This window comes from Streptomyces sp. NPDC002884 (assembly GCF_040295245.1).
GTDB lineage: Bacteria > Actinomycetota > Actinomycetes > Streptomycetales > Streptomycetaceae > Streptomyces.
On the sequence record NZ_JBEOVB010000035.1, the window covers coordinates 43,715 to 67,369 of the forward strand.

The following is a 23,655-nucleotide window of genomic DNA, read 5'->3' on the forward strand; positions in this document are numbered from 1 at the left end:
GGCATGCCTTCGAACGCCGACAAGAACGCCGACAAGAGCGCCGCGCCGCCGCTTCCGGCCCCCCTCGGGGTGCCGGTCGCCGACTCCCACACCCACCTCGACATGCAGTCGGGCACGGTGGAGGAGGCCCTCGCGAAAGCCGCGTCGGTCGGTGTGACGACGGTCGTCCAGGTCGGCTGCGACGTACGGGGCTCCCGGTGGGCGGCCGAGACGGCGGCGGCGCACGACAGTGTCCACGCCGCGGTCGCCCTGCACCCGAACGAGGCGCCGCGCATCGTGCACGGGGACCCCGAGGGAGGCTGGTCCCGCCAGGGCGCGCGGACGCCGGGCGGCGCGCAGGCGCTCGACGAGGCGCTCGCCGAGATCGACCGCCTGGCCGCGCTCGAGCACGTCAAGGGCGTCGGCGAGACGGGACTCGACTACTTCCGCACCGGCCCCGAGGGCAAGGAAGCCCAGGAGAGGTCCTTCCGCGCCCATGTCGAGATGGCCAAGCGGCACGGCAAGGCGCTGGTCATCCACGACCGCGACGCCCACGCCGACGTCCTGCGGGTCCTGAAGGAGGAGGGCGCTCCCGAGCGCACCGTCTTCCACTGCTACTCCGGCGACGCCGAGATGGCCGAGATCTGCGCCCGCGCCGGATACTTCATGTCCTTCGCCGGCAACGTCACCTTCAAGAACGCCCAGAGCCTCCGGGACGCCGTCGCCGTGGCCCCGCTGGAGCTGCTCCTGGTGGAGACCGACGCCCCCTTCCTGACCCCGGCGCCCTACCGCGGACGGCCCAACGCCCCGTATCTGATCCCGGTCACGGTGCGCGCCATGGCGGCCGTACGGGACATCGACGAGGACACCCTGGCCACCGCTCTCGCCGCGAACACCGCACGCGCGTTCGGCTACTGAGCGGCGCCCGACACCCGTCGAACACAACTCTCGGTAGCCGTGCCACTTTGGAGAGTGACCGTCGCTCCGCTAGGTTCTGGGGGCCCGATCCGGACCCCTCCCCTGGAGTGTCGGCGTGAGCAACTCGCAGTACTTCGAGTACGAGCCGTACGGCGGTGGCGGGTCGTACGCCGACCTGCACAACGCCGAGACGATCGCGTACGGGGTGTACGCGGCGCCCGGGACGTACGACGACACGTACCGGCCCGCGTACGAGGCCTACGAGGCGCCGCCCCGGCCCCCGGATACCCTCCAGCTCCCCGAACCGATCCAGTTCGCCGAGCCGGACCGGCTCGCCGGGACCACTCCGTACGCCGAGACCGTGCAGCTCGCGGGGGCCGGACCGTACGCCGAGACGGTGCAGCTCACCGGGCCGGTGCTTCCCCGGCAGGCGCCGCTGCCGCGGCAGGACGCGGGGCCGGATGTGGGGCGGGCGGCGCGTCGGCGCAGGACGCGCTCCGCCGAGCGCCCGGAGTCCACGATCCGCCGGCTGGTCCCGCAGGCACTCGTCGTCGCCTTCCTGGCCGGCGGCACCACTGCCTTCGTCGCCGAGGACAAGGCGGTCGAGCTGACCGTCGACGGCAAGCCGCGCACGCTGCACACCTTCGCCGACGACGTGACCGAACTCCTCGCGGAGGAAGGCGTACGGGTGGGCGCGCACGACGTGGTGGCGCCCGCCCCCGGCACCGCCCTCGCCAGCGGCGACGAGATCGCGGTGCAGTACGGGCGGCCCGTCCGGCTCACCCTGGACGGCCACCGGCACGAGGTGTGGACGACGGCGCACACCGTGGAGGAGGCGCTCCAGCAGCTCGGGGTGCGCGCGGAGGGCGCCTACATGTCCGTACCGCGCTCCCGGCCGATCGGACGTGCGGGGCTCGCGCTGGACGTACGCACCGAGCGTTCGGTCACGGTCATGGCCGACGGCCGGGCCCGCACCGTCCGCACCAACGCGGCGACCGTGGGCGAGGCGGTGGCCGCGGCCGGCATCACCCTGCGCGGCCAGGACACCACGTCCGTCGCGTCCGGCAGCTTCCCGCGCGACGGGCAGACGGTCACCGTGCTGCGGATCACCGGCACCAAGGAGGTGCGGGAGGAGGCGATCCCGTACGACGTGCGCCGTACCGACGACTCCTCGCTGTTCAAGGGCACGGAGGTGGTGGAGCGGGCCGGACGGCCCGGCCTGCGGCGGATCACGTACTCCCTGCGCACCGTCAACGGCGTCCGGCAGACACCGCGGCGGATCCGCGACGAGATCGTGCGCGAACCGCGCGATCAGGTGGTGAAGGTCGGGACGAAGCCGCTGCCGGCGTCCGTGCGCGGCGCCGACGGCCTGGACTGGCAGGGCCTCGCGGTCTGCGAGTCCGGCGGCCGGCCGAACGCCGTCGACCCCTCGGGCACGTACGGCGGGCTGTACCAGTTCGACACCCGCACCTGGCAGAGCCTCGGCGGCAGCGGACGGCCCCAGGACGCCCCGGCGGCGGAACAGACGCTCCGCGCGAAGAAGCTGTACGTGCGACGCGGGGCGAGTCCCTGGCCGCACTGCGGGACGCGGCTGCACGGGTGAGAGGTGCGGCGGCGGACGGTGTCCGTGCGCCCCCGTACCCTTGTCCCGTGAGCACCAGCCCCGCCCCCGACGCCCTTCTGGGCCCCGCCGACATCCGTGAGCTGGCGGCGGTCCTCGGCGTGCGGCCCACCAAACAGCGCGGTCAGAACTTCGTGATCGACGCGAACACGGTCCGCCGTATCGTCCGCACCGCGGAGGTCCGGCCCGACGACGTGGTCGTCGAGGTCGGCCCCGGGCTCGGCTCCCTCACCCTGGCGCTGCTGGAGACCGCCGACCGGGTCACGGCCGTCGAGATCGACGACGTCCTGGCCGGCGCGCTGCCCGCGACGATCGCCGCGCGCATGCCGGAGCGCGCGGAGCGCTTCGCGCTGGTGCACTCCGACGCGATGCGGGTGACCGAACTGCCCGGCCCCGCCCCGACCGCGCTGGTCGCGAACCTGCCGTACAACGTGGCCGTGCCCGTGCTGCTGCACATGCTGGAGACCTTCCCGAGCATCGAGCGCACCCTCGTCATGGTCCAGTCGGAGGTCGCCGACCGGCTCGCCGCCGGGCCCGGCTCGAAGGTGTACGGCGTGCCGTCCGTCAAGGCCAACTGGTACGCCGAGGTCAAGCGGGCCGGCGCCATCGGGCGCAAGGTCTTCTGGCCCGCGCCGAACGTGGACAGCGGGCTGGTGTCGCTGGTGCGGCGGACCGAGCCGATCAGGACCACGGCGTCGCGGCGCGAGGTCTTCGCCGTCGTCGACGCGGCGTTCGCCCAGCGGCGCAAGACTTTGCGGGCCGCGCTCGCCGGCTGGGCGGGCTCCGCGGCGCGGGCGGAGGAGGCACTCGTGGCGGCCGGCGTCTCGCCGCAGGCGCGCGGCGAGGCCCTCACGGTCGAGGAGTTCGCCCGTATCGCCGAGGCCGCGCCGGACCGGGAGACGTCCGCCGGATCCCCGGCCTCCCTCCCCTCCCGGGCCTCCCTCGCGTCCCCGAAGCGGAAGGACTCCGAGTGAGCGTCACCGTGCGGGTGCCCGCCAAGGTCAACGTGCAGCTCGCGGTGGGCGCCGCCCGCGCGGACGGCTTCCACGACCTGGCGAACGTCTTCCTCGCGGTCGGCCTCTACGACGAGGTCACGGTGACCCCGGCCGACGCGCTCCGCGTCACCTGCGAGGGCCCGGACGCCGGCCAGGTCCCCCTGGACCGTACGAACCTGGCGGCGCGGGCCGCGATCGCGCTGGCCGAGCGGTACGGCCGTACGCCCGACGTGCATCTCCACATCGCCAAGGACATCCCCGTCGCCGGGGGCATGGCGGGCGGCAGCGCGGACGGCGCGGGCGCGCTGCTGGCCTGCGACGCACTGTGGGGCACCGGCGCCACCCGTGACGAACTCCTGGAGATCTGCGCCGAGTTGGGCAGTGATGTGCCGTTCAGCCTGGTCGGCGGGACGGCTCTCGGCACCGGGCGCGGCGAGAAGCTGACGCCCCTGGAGGTCGGCGGCACGTTCCACTGGGTGTTCGCGATGGCCGGGCGGGGGCTGTCGACCCCGTCGGTGTTCCGGGAGTTCGACCGGCTGGCCGAGGGCCGTGACATCCCCGAGCCGGTGCCCTCCCGGCACCTCCTCGACGCCCTGGCCGGGGGTGACCCCGACGCCCTCGCGGCCACCGTCTCCAACGACCTCCAGCCGGCCGCGCTGTCGCTCTTCCCCGAACTCGCCGGCACCCTCGCCGCGGGCCGCACGGCCGGCGCCCTCGCCACGCTCGTTTCCGGCTCGGGCCCGACCACGGCGTTCCTCGTGCGGGACGCCGGGTCGGCCGAGAAGGTGGCGGACGCGCTGCGGGCGTCGGGGACCTGCCGGGCGGTGCGGGCGGCGGCGGGGCCGGTACCCGGCGCGACGGTCCTCTGAGGCCGTAGCCCCGCGGCTCGCAGAGCGTCGATCGAGGTCAGGCCGATCAGCCCGGTGCGCGGCGGGAGACCGGGCAGCGTGCACAGGTCGTCCACGGTGCAGCCGTCCTGCGCCGGCACCGGCCACCGGACGCGGTGCCCTGCGGACCCGGCGGTCATGGTTCCTCCCATGGACGGGATCCCGCTGCCCGTCCGCCACGGCGGCGGCCCGGTCCCAATCGCGTCATCACGAAGAGTGACCGCCCCCTCGCGCCCGGCCCCTCACCCGCCAGGCCGTAGGCTAGAAGGCTGACCGACCCCGATGCGCAGGAGAGTAATGGCCGTCAATCTGGTCAATGTCGAGAACGTCAGCAAGGTGTACGGGACCCGTGCGCTGCTCGACGGCATCTCGCTCGGCGTGTCCGAAGGGGACCGGATCGGCGTCGTCGGCCGCAACGGCGACGGGAAGACCACGCTGATCCGCATGCTCGCCAAGCTGGAGGAGGCGGACTCCGGCCGGGTCACGCACTCCGGCGGGGTACGCCTGGGCGTGCTCACCCAGCACGACTCGCTCGACTCGGCCGCGACCGTACGGCACGAGGTCATCCGGGACATGGCCGACCACGAGTGGGCCGGCAACGCCAAGGTCCGGGACGTGCTCACCGGGCTCTTCGGCGGGCTCGACCTGCCCGGTTTCCCGCAGGGACTGGACACCGTCATCGGTCCGCTCTCGGGCGGTGAGCGTCGCCGGATCGCGCTCGCCAAGCTGCTGATCGAGGAGCAGGACCTGATCGTCCTGGACGAGCCGACCAACCACCTCGACGTCGAGGGCATCTCCTGGCTGGCCCGGCATCTGCGCGAGCGCCGCTCCGCGCTCGTCTGCGTCACCCACGACCGCTGGTTCCTCGACCAGGTCTGCACGCGCATGTGGGACGTGCAGCGCGGCGACGTGCACGAGTACGAGGGCGGCTACTCCGACTACGTCTTCGCGCGCGCCGAGCGGGAGCGCATCGCCGCGACCGAGGAGGTCAAGCGGCAGAACCTGGTCCGCAAGGAGCTCGCCTGGCTGCGCCGCGGCGCGCCCGCGCGGACGTCCAAGCCGCGGTTCCGCGTCGAGGCCGCCAACGAGCTCATCAAGGACGTGCCGCCGCCCCGCGACAGCAGCGAGCTGATGAAGTTCGCGTCCTCGCGCCTCGGCAGGACGGTCTTCGACCTGGAGGACATCACCGTCCAGGCCGGTCCCAAGGTGCTGCTCAAGCACATCACCTGGCACCTCGGCCCCGGTGACCGCATCGGCCTGGTCGGCGTCAACGGCGCCGGCAAGACCTCCCTGCTGCGGGCCCTGGCCGAGGCCGCCCGCAGCGAGGGCGAGGTGCAGCCCGCGGCCGGCCGGGTCGTCGTCGGCAAGACCGTCAAGCTCGCCTACCTCTCCCAGGAGGTCGCCGAGCTCGATCCCGGTCTGCGGGTCCTGGAGGCCGTCCAGCAGGTGCGTGAGCGCGTCGACCTGGGCAAGGGGCGCGAGCTGACCGCCGGGCAGCTCTGCGAGACGTTCGGCTTCAACAAGGACAAGCAGTGGACGCCGGTCGGTGACCTGTCGGGCGGTGAGCGCCGCCGCCTGCAGATCCTGCGCCTGCTCATGGACGAACCGAACGTCCTCTTCCTCGACGAGCCCACCAACGACCTCGACATCGAGACCCTCACCCAGCTCGAGGACCTCCTCGACGGCTGGCCCGGCTCGATGATCGTCATCTCCCACGACCGTTTCTTCGTCGAGCGGACCACGGACCGGGTCTTCGCGCTCCTCGGTGACGCCGCCCTGCGGATGCTCCCGCGCGGCATCGACGAGTACATCGAGCGCCGGCAGCGCATGGAGGAGACCGCGGCGGCCTCGGCTCCGGCGGCCGTCGCGAAGCCCGTGGCCGAGAAGAGCGCGGCCGACCAGCGCGCCGCCAAGAAGGAACTCCAGAAGATCGAGCGGCAGTTGGACAAGGTCTCCGAGAAGGAGTCCAAGCTGCACGCCCAGATCGCCGACAACGCCACCGACTTCGAGAAGGTCGCGAAACTCGACGCCGGGCTGAGGGAGTTGGTGGGCGAGCGCGAGGAACTGGAGCTGCGGTGGCTGGAACTCGCCGAGGACGCGTGAAGGGTGCGTGAAGGCGCATAACGACGGCATCACGGGCCGGTCCTCCCTTGGGAACAGGGGTGGATCGGCCCCGGGAGCCGTCCGTCACGGGTGATAGAAAGAGCCGTCTGAGAACTTTCTGAAGACGGCTCCGGGCGGGTCACTGACCTGGGGGCGTGGCTAAAAACCAGTGACATAGGGGGAACACGCTGATGGCTCAGCCGCCCAATCAGCCGCCGCAGCAGGGTGGTTTCGGAGCACCGCAGGACCAGCCGCAACAGCCACAGGCACCGCAGGCGCCACAGCCGCCACAGGGGGGTTTCGGCGTGCCCCACATACCGCCGCAGCCGCCCCAGGGCCCGCCCGCCCAGCCGCCGCAGCCGGGTTACGGCTATCCGCAGCAACAGCCGCCGCAGCCCGGCCCGTACGGTCAGCCGCCGCAGCCCGGTCCCTACGGCCAGCCGCCGCAGCCGGGCCCGTACGGCCAGCCCGGCCCCTACGCCCAGCCGGGGCCGTACGGCCAGCCGGGCGGACCCTACGGTCAGCAGCCCGGGTACGGCTATCCGCAGCCGCCCCAGTTCCCCGGCGCGCCCGGCGCGCCCGGCACCCCGCCCGGTGGGCGCAACCCCTTCAAGGGGCGGCCCGTGCTGGTGGTCGGGGCCGCGGTGGCGGCGCTGCTGGTGATCGGCGGGACGGTGTTCGCGGTCACGAAGGGCGACGACGAGGGCGGCAAGAAGCCGGTCGCCGGACCGAGCGACGACGGCAAGGCCACGTCGAGCGGCGCACCGGCGAACCCCGGGGACGGCAGCGGCGACGGCGGTGCGGACACCGAGGACTTCAACGCGGACCGCAAGGCCGGCGAGGCGAAGGTGCTCTGGTACAAGGAGGCGCCCGACGCGCCCGCCTCCGGCGCCGACGCCCCCGGCATGTGGATCACCTCCAAGACGGCCGTGAAGGCGGCGTACAAGGAGGTCGTCGCGTACAACGTCGGCGACGGCAAGCCCACCTGGGACACCATCGCCCTGCCGCAGAAGATCTGCGCGGTCACCCCGCAGAAGACGGCGGACGACAAGGTCGTCGTGGCGTACATGAGCGGCACCAGCGACCGCGCCAAGTGCAACCAGCTCCAGCAGATCGACCTCGGCACCGGCGCCAAGGGCTGGAAGGGCGTGGTCGCGGACGGCGCGCTGTTCGACAGCGCCATCAGCATCGAGCTGTCGCTGACCGGCAACACCCTGATGGTGGGCCGCTCGCAGTCCGGCACGGCGTACGACGTCCGCACCGGCAAGAAGCTGTACGACAAGCAGAAGTACGGCGACGCCTGCTTCCCGACGGCGTTCGCGGGCGGGACCCGGCTGATCGCGGTGGCGTCCTGCGACGCGACCGAGGCCGATGAGCACGACGAGATCCAGGAGCTGGACCCGGCGACCGGCAAGGCCAAGTGGACCCAGAAGTTCGACAAGGGCTGGTCGGTCGCGAAGACGTACTCCGTCGACCCGCTGGTGGTCTACAGCACCAACGAGGACAAGAACACCTGGAACATCGCGACGTTCAAGCCGGACGGCTCCTACCGCTCGCAGGTCGGCTTCGACGAGGACTTCGCGCCCGAGTGCGACTCCGGCTTCCTCCAGCGCAACCTCACGGGCTGCACGGGCACGGCCTCCGACGCGAACACGCTCTACCTGCCGACCGAGTCGAGCAGCGGTCCCAACGAGATCGTGGCGATCGACCTCTCCACCGGCAAGGAGAAGTGGCGGGTGAAGTCCCCGACCGAGGAGACGATGCTGCCGGTGAAGGTCGAGGGCGGCAATCTCGTCGCGTACGTCGAGCCGTCGTACGACGCGGCCGGCCGGGTGGTGGGCATCCCGACGGCCGGGTCCGCGCACACGCCGACGACGCTGATGCAGCTTCCCGAGAGCACGGCCGAGATCGAGGACGGCTTCTACTCGCGCGACCTCGCCTGGGTCGACGGGCGCCTCTACCTCTCCTCCACCCGGCTGACGGGCAGCGACGAGACGAAGGAGAAGCTGATGCTCGCCTACGGCAAGTGAGGCGACCCACCGCCTTCCCCGCCCCGTCGACGTCCCCGCCCCGTCCGCCCGAGCTTTCCGAGCGTTCTCCCGAGGTATCCACACCATGACCCAGCCGCCGCCCCCACCGCCGAACCAGCCCCCGCAGCAGCCGCAGCAGGGCGGTTTCGGCCCGCCCCAGCCGCCGCAGGACACCCCGCCGCAGGACACGCCGCCTCAGGACGCCGTGCCCAAGGACGCGGCACCTCAGGACGCCGCGCCGCAGCCGCCCGCCCCCAGCCTGGCCAAGGCCCCGCAGCCGGGTTACGGCTACCCGCAGGCACCCCCGCCGGGCCAGCCGGGCCAGCCGGGCCAGGTGCCTCAGGCGCCCCCGGCCCCGGCGGCTCAGCCCGCGCAGGCTCCGCAGTCTCCGCAGACCCCTCCGCCCCCGGCCCCGTCCGGGCCCCCGCAGCAGCCCCAGCCGGGGTACGGCTACCCGCAGGCGCCGGGCGGGCCGACGCCTCCGGCCGCCGCTCCGGGTTACGGCTATCCGGCCCAGCCGGGCGCGCCCGCGCCGTCCGTGCCGTCCGTGCCGTCCGCGTATGGTCAGCCGCAGCAACCGGGCCCCTACGGCGGGCAGCCGACGCCCCCGTACGGCCAGGGCCAGCAGCCGACGCCCCCGTACGGCCAGCAGCCCGGTTACGGCTACCCGGGTCAGCCGGGTCAGCCGGGGTATCCGACCGCTCCGGCGGGTTACGGCTACCCGGGGCAGCCGACCATGCCCATGCACCCGCAGGCCGGCGGCCCCGGGCAGGGACCGGGCGGCGCCGGCAAGAAGTTCAACGCGCAGGTGGCGATCATCATCGGGGCGGTCGTCGCGATCGCGCTGATCGTCGGCGGTGGCGTCTGGTACTCGAAGTCGAGCGACAGCGGCAAGAAGACGGAGGCGGACACCGCGGGCCCGACCGGCGGCGGGGGTGACACCGGCGGCACCGGCGGCACGGGAGGCACCGGCGGCACGTCCTCCGGCGGCACGGAGAAGGTGCCGGCCGACCCTGCCTCGAACGTCCTCTTCAAGGTCCCGATGCCCGTGGTCAAGAAGGACGACAGCGTCGGCGTCAAGGGCTCCTGGCTGACCGACAAGGCGTACGTGAAGACGGGCGTCAACGAGGTCGCCGGCTACGACCTGGACAAGGGCACCAAGCTCTGGTCGGTCCCGCTGCCCGGCCCGGTGTGCGAGGCCAGCAGGTTCGCCACCGACGACCACCGCACGGCGGTCACCTTCCAGGCGAGCGCCACCGATACGGCCGCCTGCGACCAGGTCGCGGCGATAGACCTCACCGCGGGCAAGCAGTTGTGGAAGAAGACCGTCAACTCCGGTGACTACCCGATCAGTTTCAACAACGTCACGGTCAGCGCGAACACGGTCGCCCTCGGCAGCACCAACGGCGGCGCCGCCTTCGACATCGACTCCGGCAAGGTGCTGTGGTCGCCGAAGCCGGCCGACACCTGCTACGACGCCGGCTACGGCGGCGGCCCGAAGCTCGTGGCGGTCCGCAAGTGCGGCGCCTACGACAACCCCGAGCTGCACATCCAGACCATCGACCCGGTGTCCGGCAAGGTGATCTCCGAGTACAAGCTGGCCACGGGCATCGAGTACGCGTCCGTCGTGTCCAGCGACCCGCTGGTGGTGGCCGCCGACGTCGGTGACAGCGCCGGTGACGGCAGCGGCATCTCGGACTTCTTCTCCATCGACAACAAGACCGGCAAGCTGCGCACCCGTATCTCCGTCCCGGGCGACCAGTACGCGGCCGACTGCGAGGGCATCACCAGGATCGAGGCCTGCACGGGCCTGGCCGTCGGCAACGACCGGATCTACGTCCCGACCGAGGAGCACGACGGCACCGGCGACTACAGCCGGACCAACGAGGTCATCGCCTTCGACCTGACCACCGGCAAGCAGACCGGCCAGCGCGCGGACGCCGGCGACGGCTACACGATCTACCCGCTGCGCATGGACGGCAGCAACCTGATCGCCTACAAGCGGCCGCCGTACGACAAGGGCGGCCAGGTCGTCAGCATCGCCGGAGGCTCCTTCAAGGAGACCAAGCTGCTGGAGAACCCGTCCACGGAGGCGGTGCACGACCTGGAGACCAGCATGTCCCCGGAGTACTCCGAGGTCCTCTTCTCCCAGGGACGCCTGTTCATGTCGGAGGTGTACGCCGACGACGGTTCGCTCTCGAGCGGTGATCCGCAGTACCTCGCCGTCGCGTACGGCACGGGCAGCTGATCGTCCTTCTCGCCGTGACGGCCCCGTCCCTGCTCAGGGGCGGGGCCGTTCACTTATCGCTCATGACCCTCGAATGTGAGGAATTTCGGCGATCCGGGGCACTTCTCACCGGTAGGGGGAGCGCAACGTCGAACAAGCGTGTAGCTTCCGGGGGCATGAAGAACGGGGTGCCGGGGGGCACCCTTTGTTGGTCCGCGAGGGTCCGTGTGAGTCCGTGTGGGCATCCATGGGGGGACTGGGGGGTTGCTCGTTGGGAGTGCGGCTGATGGTGGTCGACGACCACCGACTGCTCGCCGAGGCACTGGCCTCGGCGCTCAAACTGCGGGGGCACCGGGTGCTCGCCGCGGCGGCACCGGCCGCGGGCGCGGCGGAGCTGGTGATCACCCGCGCCCCGGAGGTGTGTCTGCTGGGTACGGCGGTCCCGGCCGAGCCGGGCATCTTCGACCCGGTGGTCCGCATAAAGCGGGAGCGGCCACAGGTGGCGGTCCTGGTGCTCGGCCCGGTGCCGAGCCCCCGTGGCATCGCGGCGGCCTTCGCCGCAGGCGCCTCCGGTTACGTACGCCACGACGAGCGCATAGAGGGCGTCGAGCGGGCCATCATGAAGGCGCGGGCGGGTGAGGCGGCCGTGGCTCCGACGCTGCTGCAGGGCGCGTTCAGCGAACTCCTGAACCCGGCGGCCCAGCCGGACGACGAGGGCCAGCGGCTGCTCCAGATGCTGACGCCCCGCGAGGTGGAGGTCCTGGTCCGGGTCGCCGACGGCGAGGACACCCGCCTGATCGCCGCCGGCATGGGCATCGCCCCGTCCACGGCCCGGACGCATGTCCAGCGGGTCCTGATGAAACTGGGCGTCGGCTCCCGCCTGGAGGCGGCGGCCCTGGCAGCCCGCACGGGCCTGCTGGACCGCGCGGGGCCGCTGCCGCACATGTCCCGGGGGCCGGAAACGGGTACGGGGCCGGAGTTCTGACGAACTCCGGCCCCGTACCGGGGAGTCGCGGGCGGGTCAGCCGAAGCGCAGCTTCGTCGTCGCCCACGCGCTGTCCGCGCTGATCACCGCCGTGCCCGTGCCGATCACGGCGGCGCCGCCCTTGTAGAAGTAGATGCTTCCGGCGCTGGACAGGGCCCAGAGGTCGGGGACGCCGTCGTTGTCGACGTCCGGGGTGCCGTAGAAGTGGCTCGTGGGCACCGTGGTGGTCGACCATCCCTCGGCGTAGACCTCGTCGGCGCCCGTCCTGGAGGCCGCCGCCGTCGACAGGGAGGCGATGGTGGAGCCGCCGGCGCTGTCCTTGACGCCGAACCGCAGGTAGAGACGGCTGGAGGAGCCGGAGCGCCACAGCAGGTCGGGGGCGCCGTCGGCGTCGTGGTCGCCGACCGAGACGAGGTCGCGCTCCAGCCACGCGGTGGAGGCGATCTTGGTGACCGTCAGGAACGTGGCGCCCGTGTAGCCCTCGAAGGCCCACATCTCACCGCCGGTGGCGGTGGCGAACAGGTCGACGCGGCCGTCCGCGTCGTAGTCGCCCACGATGATCTGGTCGAAGGTCGCCGGGTCCGGGGAGCCCGAGGGCAGCCGGACGGTCATGCGCGCGGAGACGTCGACGCTGCCGTAGCCGTCGCCGGGGTACACGTACAGCCTGCCGTCGGGCATCCGGGCGAAGACGTCGCCGATGCCGTCGGCGCCGAGCGCGTCGCCGCCGTGGGCGATCAGCGCCGCCGTGCCGTCGGCGCCCACCCAGTAGGCCGGCGCGTGGTCCACGCCGTCCTCGTCCGGGTCGGAGAGCAGGCCGACGCCGTCGTCATGGGCGGCCTCCATGCCGACGTGCAGGTCACCTGCGGTCGACGAGGGGTACATCCACAGGTTGCCGCCCGAACTGATCGCGAACAGGTCGGGGGTGCCGTCCCCCGTGGTGTCGCCCGCCTCGTCGGCGGTGTCGCGCGGGGTGACGTAGAACAGGTACTTCGTGCCGATCGAGACATTGCCCGCGCTGTCCACGGCCCGCGCGTACAGCACGTTGGGGCCGGCCAGCGGCGGCGGCAGCGACACGGTCGTCGAGGCGCCCGCGGTGACGGTCTTGCTGCTCGCGTAGGTCGTGGTGTTGAACGACCACTGGAACTTGGTGACGTCGGTGTCCTCGTCCGGCGCGAAGGTGAAGTTGCCGGACGTGCCGAACTTCACCGTCGACCAGACCGAGCCGTCCTCGTCGGCCGCCGGGAAGGCGGTGGAGGTGATCAGCGGTTCGTTGGGCACGCTGCTGTCGTAGACGAACCGGCACACGTACGGGTCGGAGGTCGGCGCGTACGGTGAGGCGGCCCCGCTGGAGTCGATCGCGCGCACCCGCCACGAGTACTGGTAGCCGTTGGTGAACGACGATTTGGCGACCGTGGCCGACGCCTTGCCGGCGCTGGTGACCGTGACGTTCTTGTCGAGGATCTTGCTGTCGCCGTAGCCGGTCCGCCACAGCTCGAAGTCCAGGTACTTCAGGTCCTGGCGGGTGGAGGTGTCGTCCGCGTCGGAGGAGGCGGCCGACAGCACGAGGTCGCGCTTGCCGATGTGGAGGTAGGGGGTCGTGCGGTCGCAGGTGCCGCCCGGGGACTGGACGACCGAACTCGGCGTCTTCGGCTTGCGGTTGTAGACGAGGGTGAGCTTGGGGGCGCTGTCGCCCTCCGCGCGGAACTTCTTCCAGGCGTATGCCGAGTCCTCGGTGCTGGCCCGCAGTCCGATGGTCATCGAGGACCAGCCGCCGTCCGCGGCGTCCTGCGCGACCGGCTTCGCGTCGTAGCTGACGTAGGAGTCCGGGCAGGAGGAGTTGTAGCCGTAGGCGAAGGACTTGGTGCCGATCTCCGACTTCCAGTCCGGCTGGTTGTTCCAGGTGGTCTTGGAGGAGATGCCGGAGGTCAGCCAGACCTGGGTCTCGCGCGCGGAGCACGACCAGGAGTAGGTCTCGCGCAGCCGTATGGAGGCCGACGAGATGCTGGCGCCCTTGATGTCGGTGGACCAGCCGAGCTTGAAGAAGGAGCGGGACAAACCCCAGGTGGTGGACTCGAAGCCGACCCGGGCCTCGGTGGTGCCGCTGTTGTAGTTGGCGCCGTCGTAGAAGCTGGAGGTCGGGTACTTCTTGTAGGCCGTGGTCCAGTTCTTCGTCTTGCCGTAGATCGTGGGGTCGACGAAGACCGGGTAGACGGTGTCCGCGTCGGCCAGCAGGTCGGCGTCCGGCACGATCGACAGGGCGGTGGAGGCGGCGCCCGGGGCGCTCAACTCGGTTCCGGCGACGGCCATATGGGTGCCCGGGTCGGGCCCGGCGAGGCCCGGCAGGGCGAACACCTGGGCGTCGGTGAGGGCGGTGGAGGGCGCCTGGCGGAAGGCGGCCGGGTCGGCGGTGGTCGCGTCGGCGTCCCCGGTGTCGCCGGTGCCGCCGGTGCCGCCGGTGCCGCCGGTGTCGCCGTCCTCGGACTCGCCGTCCTCGGTGGCGGTCGCCGTCGGCGCGTCGGTGTCCTGCCCGTCCTCGGGCGCGGCGCTCTCCTCGCCGACCGGCGCGCCGGGCTCCTCGGAGTAGGACGGGGCCGGCTCGGCGGTCTCCTCGGCCGGCTCGGGGTCGGCGCCCTCGGTGACCGCGTACGTGCCGGCGGAGTCCCACAGGTAGGGAGTGGGGGAGACGGCGATCTCCTGGCCGTCGCGGTCCGTGCCGGTGACGATCTTCGTGACGGGGTCGAGGCGGAAGGTCAGGCCGGGGGAGGAGAGCCCGTAGGACAGCCGGGTGAGGGCGGGGTCGGCCGCGGCCTCGGCGCTGTGCACGACGAGGACGTGGCTGAAGCCGCCGGCCTGGGCCGTCAGCATCAGGTCGACGCCGTCGAGGACCTCGCGGTACAGCGCGCTCGACCCGCTGATCGTGGGCTCGGGCAGGGTGCCGGGCCAGCTCAGGGTGATCTCGTGGCCGCCGCTGGTGAGGGTGGCGAGCTTGGAGAATCCCTCGGTGGCGTCGGCGACCCGCACGGCGTCACCGCCGCGCGCGACGGTGTAGACGGCGGCCCGCACGGACGTGGACACGGGGCCCGTGCCCGTGCCCGAAGCGCCTCGTCCGCCCGTGCGACTCCCGCCGCTCCCGCCGTCGTTGCCGTGTCCGGCGGCCTTGGCACCCTTGGCGTTCCTGCCGTCTCCGGCGGTCCCGCCGCCGGTCCCGGTCCCGCCGCCCGCCGAGAACACCACCGGATCGACGGTCGCCCTGGCGGCCCAGCCCCGCGCGGTCCGGGCCAGGCTCGTGTCGATGGGCTTCCAGACCCCGTCCACCCGGGCCCGCACCGGCGCCCCGTGGGCGACCAGCTCGAAGCTGCCGTCGGGGCGCGCGTAGGTCGTGGACGTCTCGTCCCGCATCGCGGTGACCTCGACGCGCTTGCCCGCGGCGACGGCCTGCCGCTGCGCGGTGTCCTGGTCCAGCGGACGGACGGCGGCCTTCTTCGTCCCGGAAGGGGCGTCGGCGGTGCCGGGATCGTCGAACAGCGGCACGGCCAGCAGCCCGACGCCGATCGCGCCGGCGACCGCTGCGGCTACCCCTGCCCGGCCGCGCCCGGACGCGGGCAGGCCGAAGCGACGACGTTCCATGGGCTTGCGCCCCCTCCCCCTGAAATCCCGGGAATACCCGGGATTCTGTGAATGAGCTATGCCGCACCCGGGTGTCTGCTTTTCGCATTCCGCGCCCGGAAAGCGCGCACCAGAGCATCGCCGATGCCGAGGAGATTGCGCCACACCGCTCGGTCGCCTTTACCGTTCCGTGACCTTGGGGGCGGAGCGGGACCGTCCCCTCGTACGTCTAACCAGTGGGGCTGAGCAGTGAGTTCGCTTCCCGGGCGTCTTGCGCCAAACGATCACAATTTACCCACGCGTGACAGTGCATTGACCGGTATTTGACCTGGTCTTTCAGCGATTGAACCCTGCACATATCTTTTTCAGTGGACTGTGGAATTTCGTCCGGTGAGCTAAATCACGCGCCTTCTCGGACCTGTTGACTTTCCATGAACATTTGCCAGAGCATTCGTGCTCATCAATGGCCGGAACTGTGGGCGCGGGGGCTGTCGCTGTGTGGGGATCGCTGTCATGGAGCGGCAGGGGGTGGCGTGTGAGCACGCGCGCCGAACGCCGCAGACGGGCGCGGATGCGCGCCGGTGTGATCGGAACGCTCGCCGTGGCGCTGGTGCTGGTCGTCTCGCCCGCCGCCGTGGCGCTGCCGCCGGGTGACGACCGCAGCGGGGTCGACCTGGTCGACCTGCCGGACGCCGAGCAGGCCGAGGGCGAGGCCGGCGGTCAGCTCGCCGAACTGACCACGGCCGAGGCCGAGCAGCCCATCGAGTACGACCCGAGCCAGGTCACCGCGCCGGCCGGCGGTACCGCGACGAAGGACCTCACGGGCCTCGCGCCCGGCGACCTGGTCCCGCTCGCCCAGGCCGACGGCACCGCGCTCCCCGTCGAGGTCGGCGCCCCCGAGGACGCCACCGCGACCGAGGCCACCGCCCTGGAGGGCGAGTGGCAGGTCACCCTCGCCGGCCAGGGCGAACTCGCCACCACCGCCATCGAGGGCGTGGCCCTCACGGTCACCCCGCCGGCCGAGGCGACCGGCGACGCCGTGATCGCCCTGGACTACACCGACTTCTCCGAGTTGTACGGCGCGAACTGGGCGGACCGGCTGTCCTTCGTGCAGTACCCGGCGTGCTTCCTGACCACCCCGGACACCGAGGGCTGCTCGGAGCCGACCCAGGTCTCCACCGACAACGTGGTCGCGCAGACCGGCACCGACGCCGACGGCGGCGCGGTGTTCGAGCGCCGCATCCTGGCGACCGTCGACACCGAGGTCCTCGCGGCGGGCGGCACCAGCGCCTCGACCGCGTCCACGGCCGCCGCCACCGGCGCGGGCACGGTCACCGACGGCGTGTACCGCGAGGCGAAGGCCGGCGACGGAACCCGGCTGGCGACCCTCGCCGCCGCGACCGCCGCCGGCTCCGGCTCCTCCGTCCTGCTCGCCACCGACTCCGGGTCCGGCTCCAAGGGCGACTTCGGCGCGACCCCGCTGGTCAGCGCCGGTTCCTGGTCGGCCGGCGGCAACGCGGGCGGCTTCACCTACTCGTACGCCCTGCAGACCCCGAGCGTCCCCGGCGGCCCCTCGCCGTCGGTGTCCTTCGGCTACAACTCGCAGGGCGTGGACGGCCGCACCTCGGCCTCCAACAACCAGCCCTCCTGGGTCGGCGACGGCTGGGAGTACAACGCGGGCTCCATCACCCGTACGTACACCTCCTGCCGCGACGACCAGAGCAACGGCAACAACACCAAGAAGACCAGCGACCTCTGCTTCGGCTCGTACAACGCCACGCTCACGCTCGGCGGGACGACGACCGAACTGGTCCTGCCCGACGGTGCGAGCAGCCCCTACGGCGACAAGTGGGTCACCGCGAACGACGACGGCTCGCGCGTCGAACTGCTGCGCGACACCGCCCTGGACAACGGCGACGCCGACGGCGAGTACTGGCGCGTCACCACCCGCGACGGCACCCAGTACTACTTCGGCAAGCACAAGCTGGCCGACGACTGGGCGAGCGGCGACCCGGTGACGAACTCGGTCCTCACCGCGCCCGTCGCAGGCAACCAGTCCGGCGAACCCTGCTACAAGTCGGGGGACTTCGCGGGCTCCTTCTGCGACCAGGCCTGGCGCTGGAACCTCGACTACGTCGTCGACACCAGCGGCAACGCGATGACGCTGTGGTGGGCCGAGGAGACCAACCACTACGCGCAGAACAACAAGTACAAGACGCCCGTCTCCTACGACCGCGGCGGCTGGCTCAAGCGCATCGAGTACGGCCTGACCACGGCCGATCCGTACGCGGCCCCGGTCTCCAAGGTCACCTTCGACGTCGACGAGCGCTGCTTCAAGGAGGGCGAACTCGCCTGTACGGCGGAGGGCGACGAGAACGACAACTTCGCCTCCGGCGACTTCGCGAAGAACCGCATCTGGTACGACACCCCGGCCGACCTGTACTGCGCCGCCGGCAAGGAGTGCTACGTCCCCGTCCCCACCTTCTGGTCGCGCAAGCGGCTGGCCCAGGTGACGACGTGGACGCAGCGCACCCAGGGCTCCACGGCCCTGTCGAAGGTGGACAGCTGGACGCTCCAGCAGTCGCTGCCCGCCGACCTCACCGACGAGGGCACCGCCCTGTGGCTGGAGTCGATCACCCGCACCGGCTACGACACCGAGGGCGAGTCGCTCACCCTCAACCCGGTGCAGTTCCTCGCCAACAGCCAGCCGATGCCCAACCGGGTCAAGGAGGGCACGAACGACCCGAACCCGGCCTTCGACCGGCTGCGGATCGCGCGCGTCGTCAGCGAGTACGGCGGCGAGACGGTCGTCACCTACAAGGCGCCGTCGGGCGCGTGCAGGACGGGCAGCGGCTTCCCCGCACCGGACGCCAACACCGGCCTGTGCTACCCGGTGTTCTGGAACGCCGACCCGGACGTCGAGACGACCGACTGGTTCAACAAGTACGTCGTCGAGTCGGTCCAGGAACTGCCGGCCCTCACCGGCGTCGAGGCGATCACGACCACCTACGACTATCTCGGTGACGCGGCCTGGGCCCTGAACCAGGCGGAGTTCTCCAAGAAGAAGACCCGCACCTGGGACCAGTGGCGCGGCTTCGCCCGCGTGCGCACCTACACGGGCGCCGACAGCGACGCCGCGTACGTGTCCACGAAGCGCGGCATGACGGAGACCCGCTACTTCCGGGGCATGGACGGCGACCCGCTCTCGGGCGGCGGCACCCGCTCGGTCACCGTCAAGGACTCCGAGGGCGTCACCGTCGCGACGGACGAGGAGCCGTTCGCCGGCCGCGTCGCGGAGTCCCTCACCTACACCTCGGCGGCCGCCGACACCTGGCTGACCAGGACCGTCGACAAGCCGAAGGCCGTGAAGCTGGCCTCCCGCAGCCGCTCCGGCGGCATCCCGGACCTCAAGGCCTGGCGGGTCCTCACCCCCGAGTCCCTCACCTACACCCGTTCCTCCGGCGCCGGAGACGACAAGCGCACCGTGCGCGTCCTGCGCACCGTCACCGACTACGAGGACACCTACGGCCTGCCGACACAGGTGGCCGAGTACAACGACTGGTCGGCGGAGTCCGCGGCCGACAACACGGACGACGACACCTGCACGGTGATGTCGTACGTCCACAACACCGCCAAGCACCTCATCGGCCTGGACCGGCAGACCCTCACCACCGCGGGCACCTGCGCGCAGGCGGCCACGGCGACGGCGGCCGACTGGATCGACGGCTCCCGGGTCGCCTACGACGGCCAGGCCTACGACGCCGCTCCCACCAGCGGCAACGCCACCACCACCTGGGCGATCACCGGCACCGGCGGCGGCTGGGTCAAGGACGGCGAGGTCAGCTACGACGACTACGGCCGTACGACCTCCACGAGGAACGCCCTGGCCATCGCGAACGGCGACACCGCGAAGGACGTCACGACCTACGTCCCGGACAAGGGCCAGGTCTACCGGATCACCACCACCAACGTGCTGAACCAGAGCGAGACCAGCACGCTGGAGCCCGGCCGCGGGGTGGCCCTGACCGACCAGGACGTCAACGGACGGGTCACCACCTACACGTACGACGCCCTCGGCCGCGCCACCCAGGTCTGGAACCCGTCCCGCGCCACCTCCAAGTCGCCGTCGGCGAAGATCAGTTACGACACGACGATCGGCCAGCCGGTCTCGATCACGACCGAGTCGCTCGTCGAACCCTTCGACGCCGGTGTGTACGAGAAGTCCACGGTGATCTACGACGGCCTCGGCCGTGAGCGCCAGAAGCAGGACCCGGCGGTCGGCGGTGGCCGTCTGATCACAGACGTCCTCTACGGCCCCAACGGCACCATCCGCCAGACCAACAACGCGTACTACGACAAGGACGGCCCCTCGACCGTCCTGTTCGATCTGGAGTCGGACTACCAGGTCCCCAACGCGACGCTGTACGCGTACGACGGCCTGGGCCGCACGCTCACCGAGACGCCGTACCTGAACGGCACCGAGGTCCCGGCGAAGGCGAGCCGCTACGAGTACGGCCTCGACAACTCCACGGTGATCAACCCGACGGGCGCGACCGCCCAGCGCACCTGGTCCGACGCGATGGGCCGCACGGTCCGCGTGGACACCTACACGGACGCGCTGCGCGCCGCCTACCGGTCGACGACGTACACGTACGACGAGCACGGCGACCGGGTGGAGGCCAAGGATTCGGAGGGCAACCTCTGGACCTGGAAGTTCGACGCCAGGGGCCGTGAGACGGAGTCGGCCGACCCGGACGCCGGCACCACCACGAGCACCTATGACGTCCTGAACCGTCCTGAGCTCGTCACCGACGAGAACGGCGCGGTGTGGACGGTCTACGACAAGCTGTCCCGCCCCGTCGAGCAGCACGAGAACTCCGCCACCGGCGCCCTGCTGACGAAGTCGACGTACGACACGTTGATCGGTGGCGTCGGGCTGCTCACCTCGCAGACCCGCTACACCGACCAACTCGCCTACACCACGGCGGTGTCGGGCTACACGGACGACTACCAGCCGGCCGGCCAGAAGATCAGCATCCCCGAATCGGTGGCGCTCTCCTACGGCCTCCAGAAGGAGTACGCGTACAGCTTCGAGTACTCCGAGTCGGGCCGTCTGGAGTCGGTCAACCTGCCGTCGGTGGGCACCCTGCCCGCCGAGAAGGTGGTCATCCGGTACAACGAGGACGGCCTGCCCGTCTCCACCTCCGGCCTGGCCTGGTACAACGCGCAGACCTCGTACTCCCCGTACGGCCAGGTCCTGCGCACGGCCAGCGGCGAGAACCCGAACCGCGTCTGGACGACGAACCTGTTCGACGAGGCGACGGGTGAACTGACCCAGAGCATCGTGGACCGCGAGTCGACCAGCGACACCACGGCCGTCACCGGTCACCGCGTCAACTCGCGTGCGTACGCCTACGACCCGGCAGGCAACGTCACCTCGATCGCCGACACCTCGAACTCGGTGACCGACCGCCAGTGCTTCACGTACGACGCGCTGGGCCAGATGAACGAGGCGTGGACGGCGCCCACGTCCTGCACGGCGACGGGCAAGACGGCGGCGGCCGCGAAGTACTCGGACGGCACGACCAACGTGACGGCTGCGAACAGCGGTTACTGGCAGTCGTACGAGTACGACGCGATGGGCAACCGGAAGAAGCTCGTCGAGCACGACCCGGGCCTGGACACCACCAAGGACGCGACGACCGACTACACGTACGGCAACGCGGACGGCACCCAGCCGCACACGCTGACCGGCATGTCCTCCAGCTACAAAGCGGACTCCGGCGCCCGCGTCACCAAGGCGACGACGCTGACGTACGACGATGCGGGCAACACCGAGACCCGTACGTACGACGGATCCGAGCAGGCCCTCGACTGGACCTGGGACGGCCAGGTCGAGAAGATCACCGGCTTCGGGGAGAACGGATCCGGCGCATGGCTGGGTCTCGCGAACAAGTGCATGGACCTGGCGGGCGGTCTGACCACGGCCGGAACGCCGCTCCAGCTCTACACGTGCAACGGCAGCAAGGCGCAGAAGCTCCGCATCGACGCGGCGTCCTCCGCGACCCCGTCGACGGGCGCGCTGAAGATCCTGGGCAAGTGCGTGGTGCCGAAGGACGGCGGCACGGCCAACGCCACACCGGTCGTCATCGCCGACTGCACCGGCGCCGCGGCCCAGCAGTGGACGGCGACGTCCACCGGCACCCTGAAGCACGTCTCGTCCGGCAGGTGCCTGGACGTCCCGGGCTCCAACTCGGCGGACAGCACGGACCTCCAGCTGAACACGTGCGGGACCGCCGCGAACCAGCAGTGGGTGCCGGACAAGGAGACGAAGTACGTCTACGGCGGTGACGGCTCGCGCCTGATGGCGATCTCCGCCACCGAGCGCACCCTGTACCTCGGCGAGTCGACGATCTCCGTCAACGCGGCCGGCGGTCCCGCCTACACCGAGCGCTACTACTCCCAGGCGGGCGCGCCGACCGTGATGCGCCACGCGCAGGGCACGGGTGCGGCGGAACTGTCCGTCCAGGTCACCGACCAGAACGGCACGGCCTACATCAATGTGGCGCTGACGTCGGGCAACAAGGTCAAGTTCTCGAAGACGGACCCCTTCGGCGTGGAACGGTCGGAGCCGGGAACCTGGCGCTCGCATCAGGGCTATGTCGGCGGTGACGAGGACTCGGGCAGCGGCCTCGTGCACCTGGGTGCGCGGGAGTACGACTCCACCACGGGTCGCTTCCTCTCCCCGGACCCGATGCTGGACCCGGCCGACCCGGTCCAGATGAACGGATACGTGTACTGCGAGAACAACCCGGTCACGTTCTCCGACCCGTCGGGTCTGGCGTCGGAGGGCGGCGGTTCGGAGTACGGCGGTCCGTCGGCCTCGGACGAGGCGTCCGCGAAGAAGACACTGGGCACCTCGGTGGCCGATGTGATCCTGTCCATCGGCTGGGCGGCTCTGAAGGAGTTCGTCGGCTGGAACAGCGTGGTGGGCTGCTTCTCGCGGGGCGACGTCTGGGCGTGCGGTGACCTCTTCCTCAACGCCATCCCCTGGACGAAGGCGTACAAGGCCTTCGGCATCGCCAAGGCCGCGTTCCGGATCGCGAAGGCGATCAACGCGCTGATGAAGGCCAAGCAGAAGGCCCGCAAGATCATCGAGCTGGCCCGCAAGGCCCGCGAACTGGCCCGCAAGGCGGCCGAGCTCAAGAAGAAGGCCGCCGCCCTGGCGGCGCAGCTGAAGAAGAAGGCCAAGGAAGCGGCCACCCGGCAGGCCAAGAAGGCCGCACAGAAGACGGGCAACGCGGTCCAGAAGGGCCAGAAGACGGCGGCCAGGGCCAAGGAGGCGGTGAAGACCACCTATCACAAGGCCAAGGCCAAGGTCACCGGCAAGAGCAGTTGCGAGGACAACAGCTTCACGCCCGGAACCAGGGTGCTGATGGCCGACGGGACCACCAAGCCGATCGAGCAGGTCGAGAACGGCGACAGGGTTCTGGCCACCGACCCGGAGACCGGCGAGACCGCGGTCGAGACGGTCACCGCCGAGATCGTGGGCGAGGGGGTCAAACACCTGGTCAAGGTGTCCGTCGCGGTCGCCGACGAAGGCGACGGCAGCCTGCGGACCGCCCAGGTGACGGCCACCGACGGGCATCCGTTCTGGGTCCCGGAACTGGGCACGTGGGTCGAGGCCAAGGGCCTGAAGGCCGGCGGGTGGCTGCGCACCGGCGCCGGCACCCACGTCCAGATCACGGCCGTCGAGCGCTGGACCGCTCAGCGGGCCACCGTCCACAACCTCACTGTCAGCGATCTCCACACGTACTACGTGGTGGCGGGCGACACCTCCCTCCTTGTCCACAACTGCTCGGTCGCGGGTGTTTCCGACAGCCTGCCGAAGCGGACCAAGAAGGACGACCCCACGGTGGGCCAGGTCATCAACCTGGATGCCTCGGGGAACGCCACGCGGGTCGGCGCACCGTTCAAGAGTGGTTTCACATCGGACCGGGACGCGATCAATGACTATCTCGTGGACTCGGCCGACATCGACAGCCCGCCGAACGACCTGTTCGAGGCGGCGAGCCACGTCGAGACGAAGCTCGCCTGGCGCATGCGGAATGCCGGGGTGACGTCGATGCACGTGGTCATCAACAAGGCCGAGGGGCCGTGCGCGGGCCCGTACTCCTGCTCGGGAGCGGTGCCGGCGATTCTTCCCGCCGGATCGACCTTGACGGTCTGGTTCAGAAACACCGCGGGTAGGCTCGAGTCCGTACCGCTTGTCGGGCGGGGGCCGAAACCTTGAACGTAGTGGAA

The 23,655-nt window shown here is 71.3% G+C and carries 10 protein-coding genes; 9 read left to right on the forward strand and 1 reads right to left on the reverse strand.

Annotated features, from left to right (window positions below; genetic code table 11):
* The first annotated feature begins 3 nt into the window (after positions 1–3).
* The 8 genes from ABT070_RS38860 (at position 4) to ABT070_RS38900 (ending at position 11,745) form a co-directional block, all read left to right on the forward strand.
* A complete protein-coding gene (locus ABT070_RS38860; protein ID WP_351767639.1) occupies positions 4–897 on the forward strand; it encodes a TatD family hydrolase in 894 nt (297 codons plus the stop codon).
* Positions 898–1,012: 115 nt separating this feature from the next.
* Positions 1,013–2,500 carry a resuscitation-promoting factor gene (locus ABT070_RS38865; RefSeq protein WP_351767640.1) on the forward strand — a complete coding sequence of 496 codons (1,488 nt, stop codon included), beginning with the start codon at positions 1,013–1,015 and terminating at the stop codon, positions 2,498–2,500.
* Between the two features lie 47 nt (positions 2,501–2,547).
* Positions 2,548–3,492 carry a 16S rRNA (adenine(1518)-N(6)/adenine(1519)-N(6))-dimethyltransferase RsmA gene (gene rsmA, locus ABT070_RS38870; RefSeq protein WP_351767641.1) on the forward strand — a complete coding sequence of 315 codons (945 nt, stop codon included), beginning with the start codon at positions 2,548–2,550 and terminating at the stop codon, positions 3,490–3,492.
* On the forward strand, positions 3,489–4,382 hold the full coding sequence (locus ABT070_RS38875; RefSeq protein WP_351767642.1) for a 4-(cytidine 5'-diphospho)-2-C-methyl-D-erythritol kinase: 894 nt from the start codon (positions 3,489–3,491) through the stop codon (positions 4,380–4,382). Before rsmA ends, ABT070_RS38875 begins: the two co-directional genes overlap by 4 nt.
* Before the next feature lie 315 nt (positions 4,383–4,697).
* Complete coding sequence (locus ABT070_RS38885) at positions 4,698–6,503, forward strand: ABC-F family ATP-binding cassette domain-containing protein (protein WP_351767643.1); 1,806 nt, start codon at positions 4,698–4,700, stop codon at positions 6,501–6,503.
* A 191-nt stretch (positions 6,504–6,694) separates the two neighbouring features.
* Positions 6,695–8,533, forward strand: coding sequence for an outer membrane protein assembly factor BamB family protein (locus ABT070_RS38890; RefSeq protein WP_351767644.1), 1,839 nt, complete (start codon positions 6,695–6,697; stop codon positions 8,531–8,533).
* Between the two features lie 85 nt (positions 8,534–8,618).
* A complete protein-coding gene (locus ABT070_RS38895; RefSeq protein WP_351767645.1) occupies positions 8,619–10,781 on the forward strand; it encodes an outer membrane protein assembly factor BamB family protein in 2,163 nt (720 codons plus the stop codon).
* A 265-nt stretch (positions 10,782–11,046) separates the two neighbouring features.
* The gene (locus ABT070_RS38900; RefSeq protein WP_351767646.1) at positions 11,047–11,745 is read left to right on the forward strand and encodes a helix-turn-helix transcriptional regulator; all 699 of its coding nucleotides are present in this window, start codon (positions 11,047–11,049) and stop codon (positions 11,743–11,745) included.
* Between the two features lie 36 nt (positions 11,746–11,781).
* Here ABT070_RS38900 and ABT070_RS38905 read toward each other — a convergent pair whose 3' ends face one another.
* Positions 11,782–15,372: an FG-GAP-like repeat-containing protein gene (locus ABT070_RS38905; protein ID WP_351767647.1), complete on the reverse strand. Its 3,591-nt coding sequence runs from the start codon at positions 15,370–15,372 to the stop codon at positions 11,782–11,784.
* Positions 15,373–15,922: 550 nt separating this feature from the next.
* On the opposite strand from ABT070_RS38905, the gene ABT070_RS38910 reads away from it, so the two are divergent.
* Positions 15,923–23,644, forward strand: a complete 7,722-nt coding sequence (locus ABT070_RS38910) for a ricin-type beta-trefoil lectin domain protein (RefSeq protein WP_451102614.1) — start codon at positions 15,923–15,925, stop codon at positions 23,642–23,644.
* Positions 23,645–23,655: the final 11 nt, after the last annotated feature.

Bases quoted from the DNA above. Each gene is read 5' to 3' on its own strand.
- ABT070_RS38860 (WP_351767639.1), top strand. From the start codon at position 4: ATGCCTTCGAACGCCGACAAGAACGCCGACAAGAGCGCCGCGCCGCCG.
- ABT070_RS38885 (WP_351767643.1), top strand. From the start codon at position 4,698: ATGGCCGTCAATCTGGTCAATGTCGAGAACGTCAGCAAGGTGTACGGG.
- ABT070_RS38890 (WP_351767644.1), top strand. From the start codon at position 6,695: ATGGCTCAGCCGCCCAATCAGCCGCCGCAGCAGGGTGGTTTCGGAGCA.
- ABT070_RS38895 (WP_351767645.1), top strand. From the start codon at position 8,619: ATGACCCAGCCGCCGCCCCCACCGCCGAACCAGCCCCCGCAGCAGCCG.
- ABT070_RS38900 (WP_351767646.1), top strand. From the start codon at position 11,047: ATGGTGGTCGACGACCACCGACTGCTCGCCGAGGCACTGGCCTCGGCG.
- ABT070_RS38905 (WP_351767647.1), bottom strand. From the start codon at position 15,372: ATGGAACGTCGTCGCTTCGGCCTGCCCGCGTCCGGGCGCGGCCGGGCA.
- ABT070_RS38910 (WP_451102614.1), top strand. From the start codon at position 15,923: ATGCGCGCCGGTGTGATCGGAACGCTCGCCGTGGCGCTGGTGCTGGTC.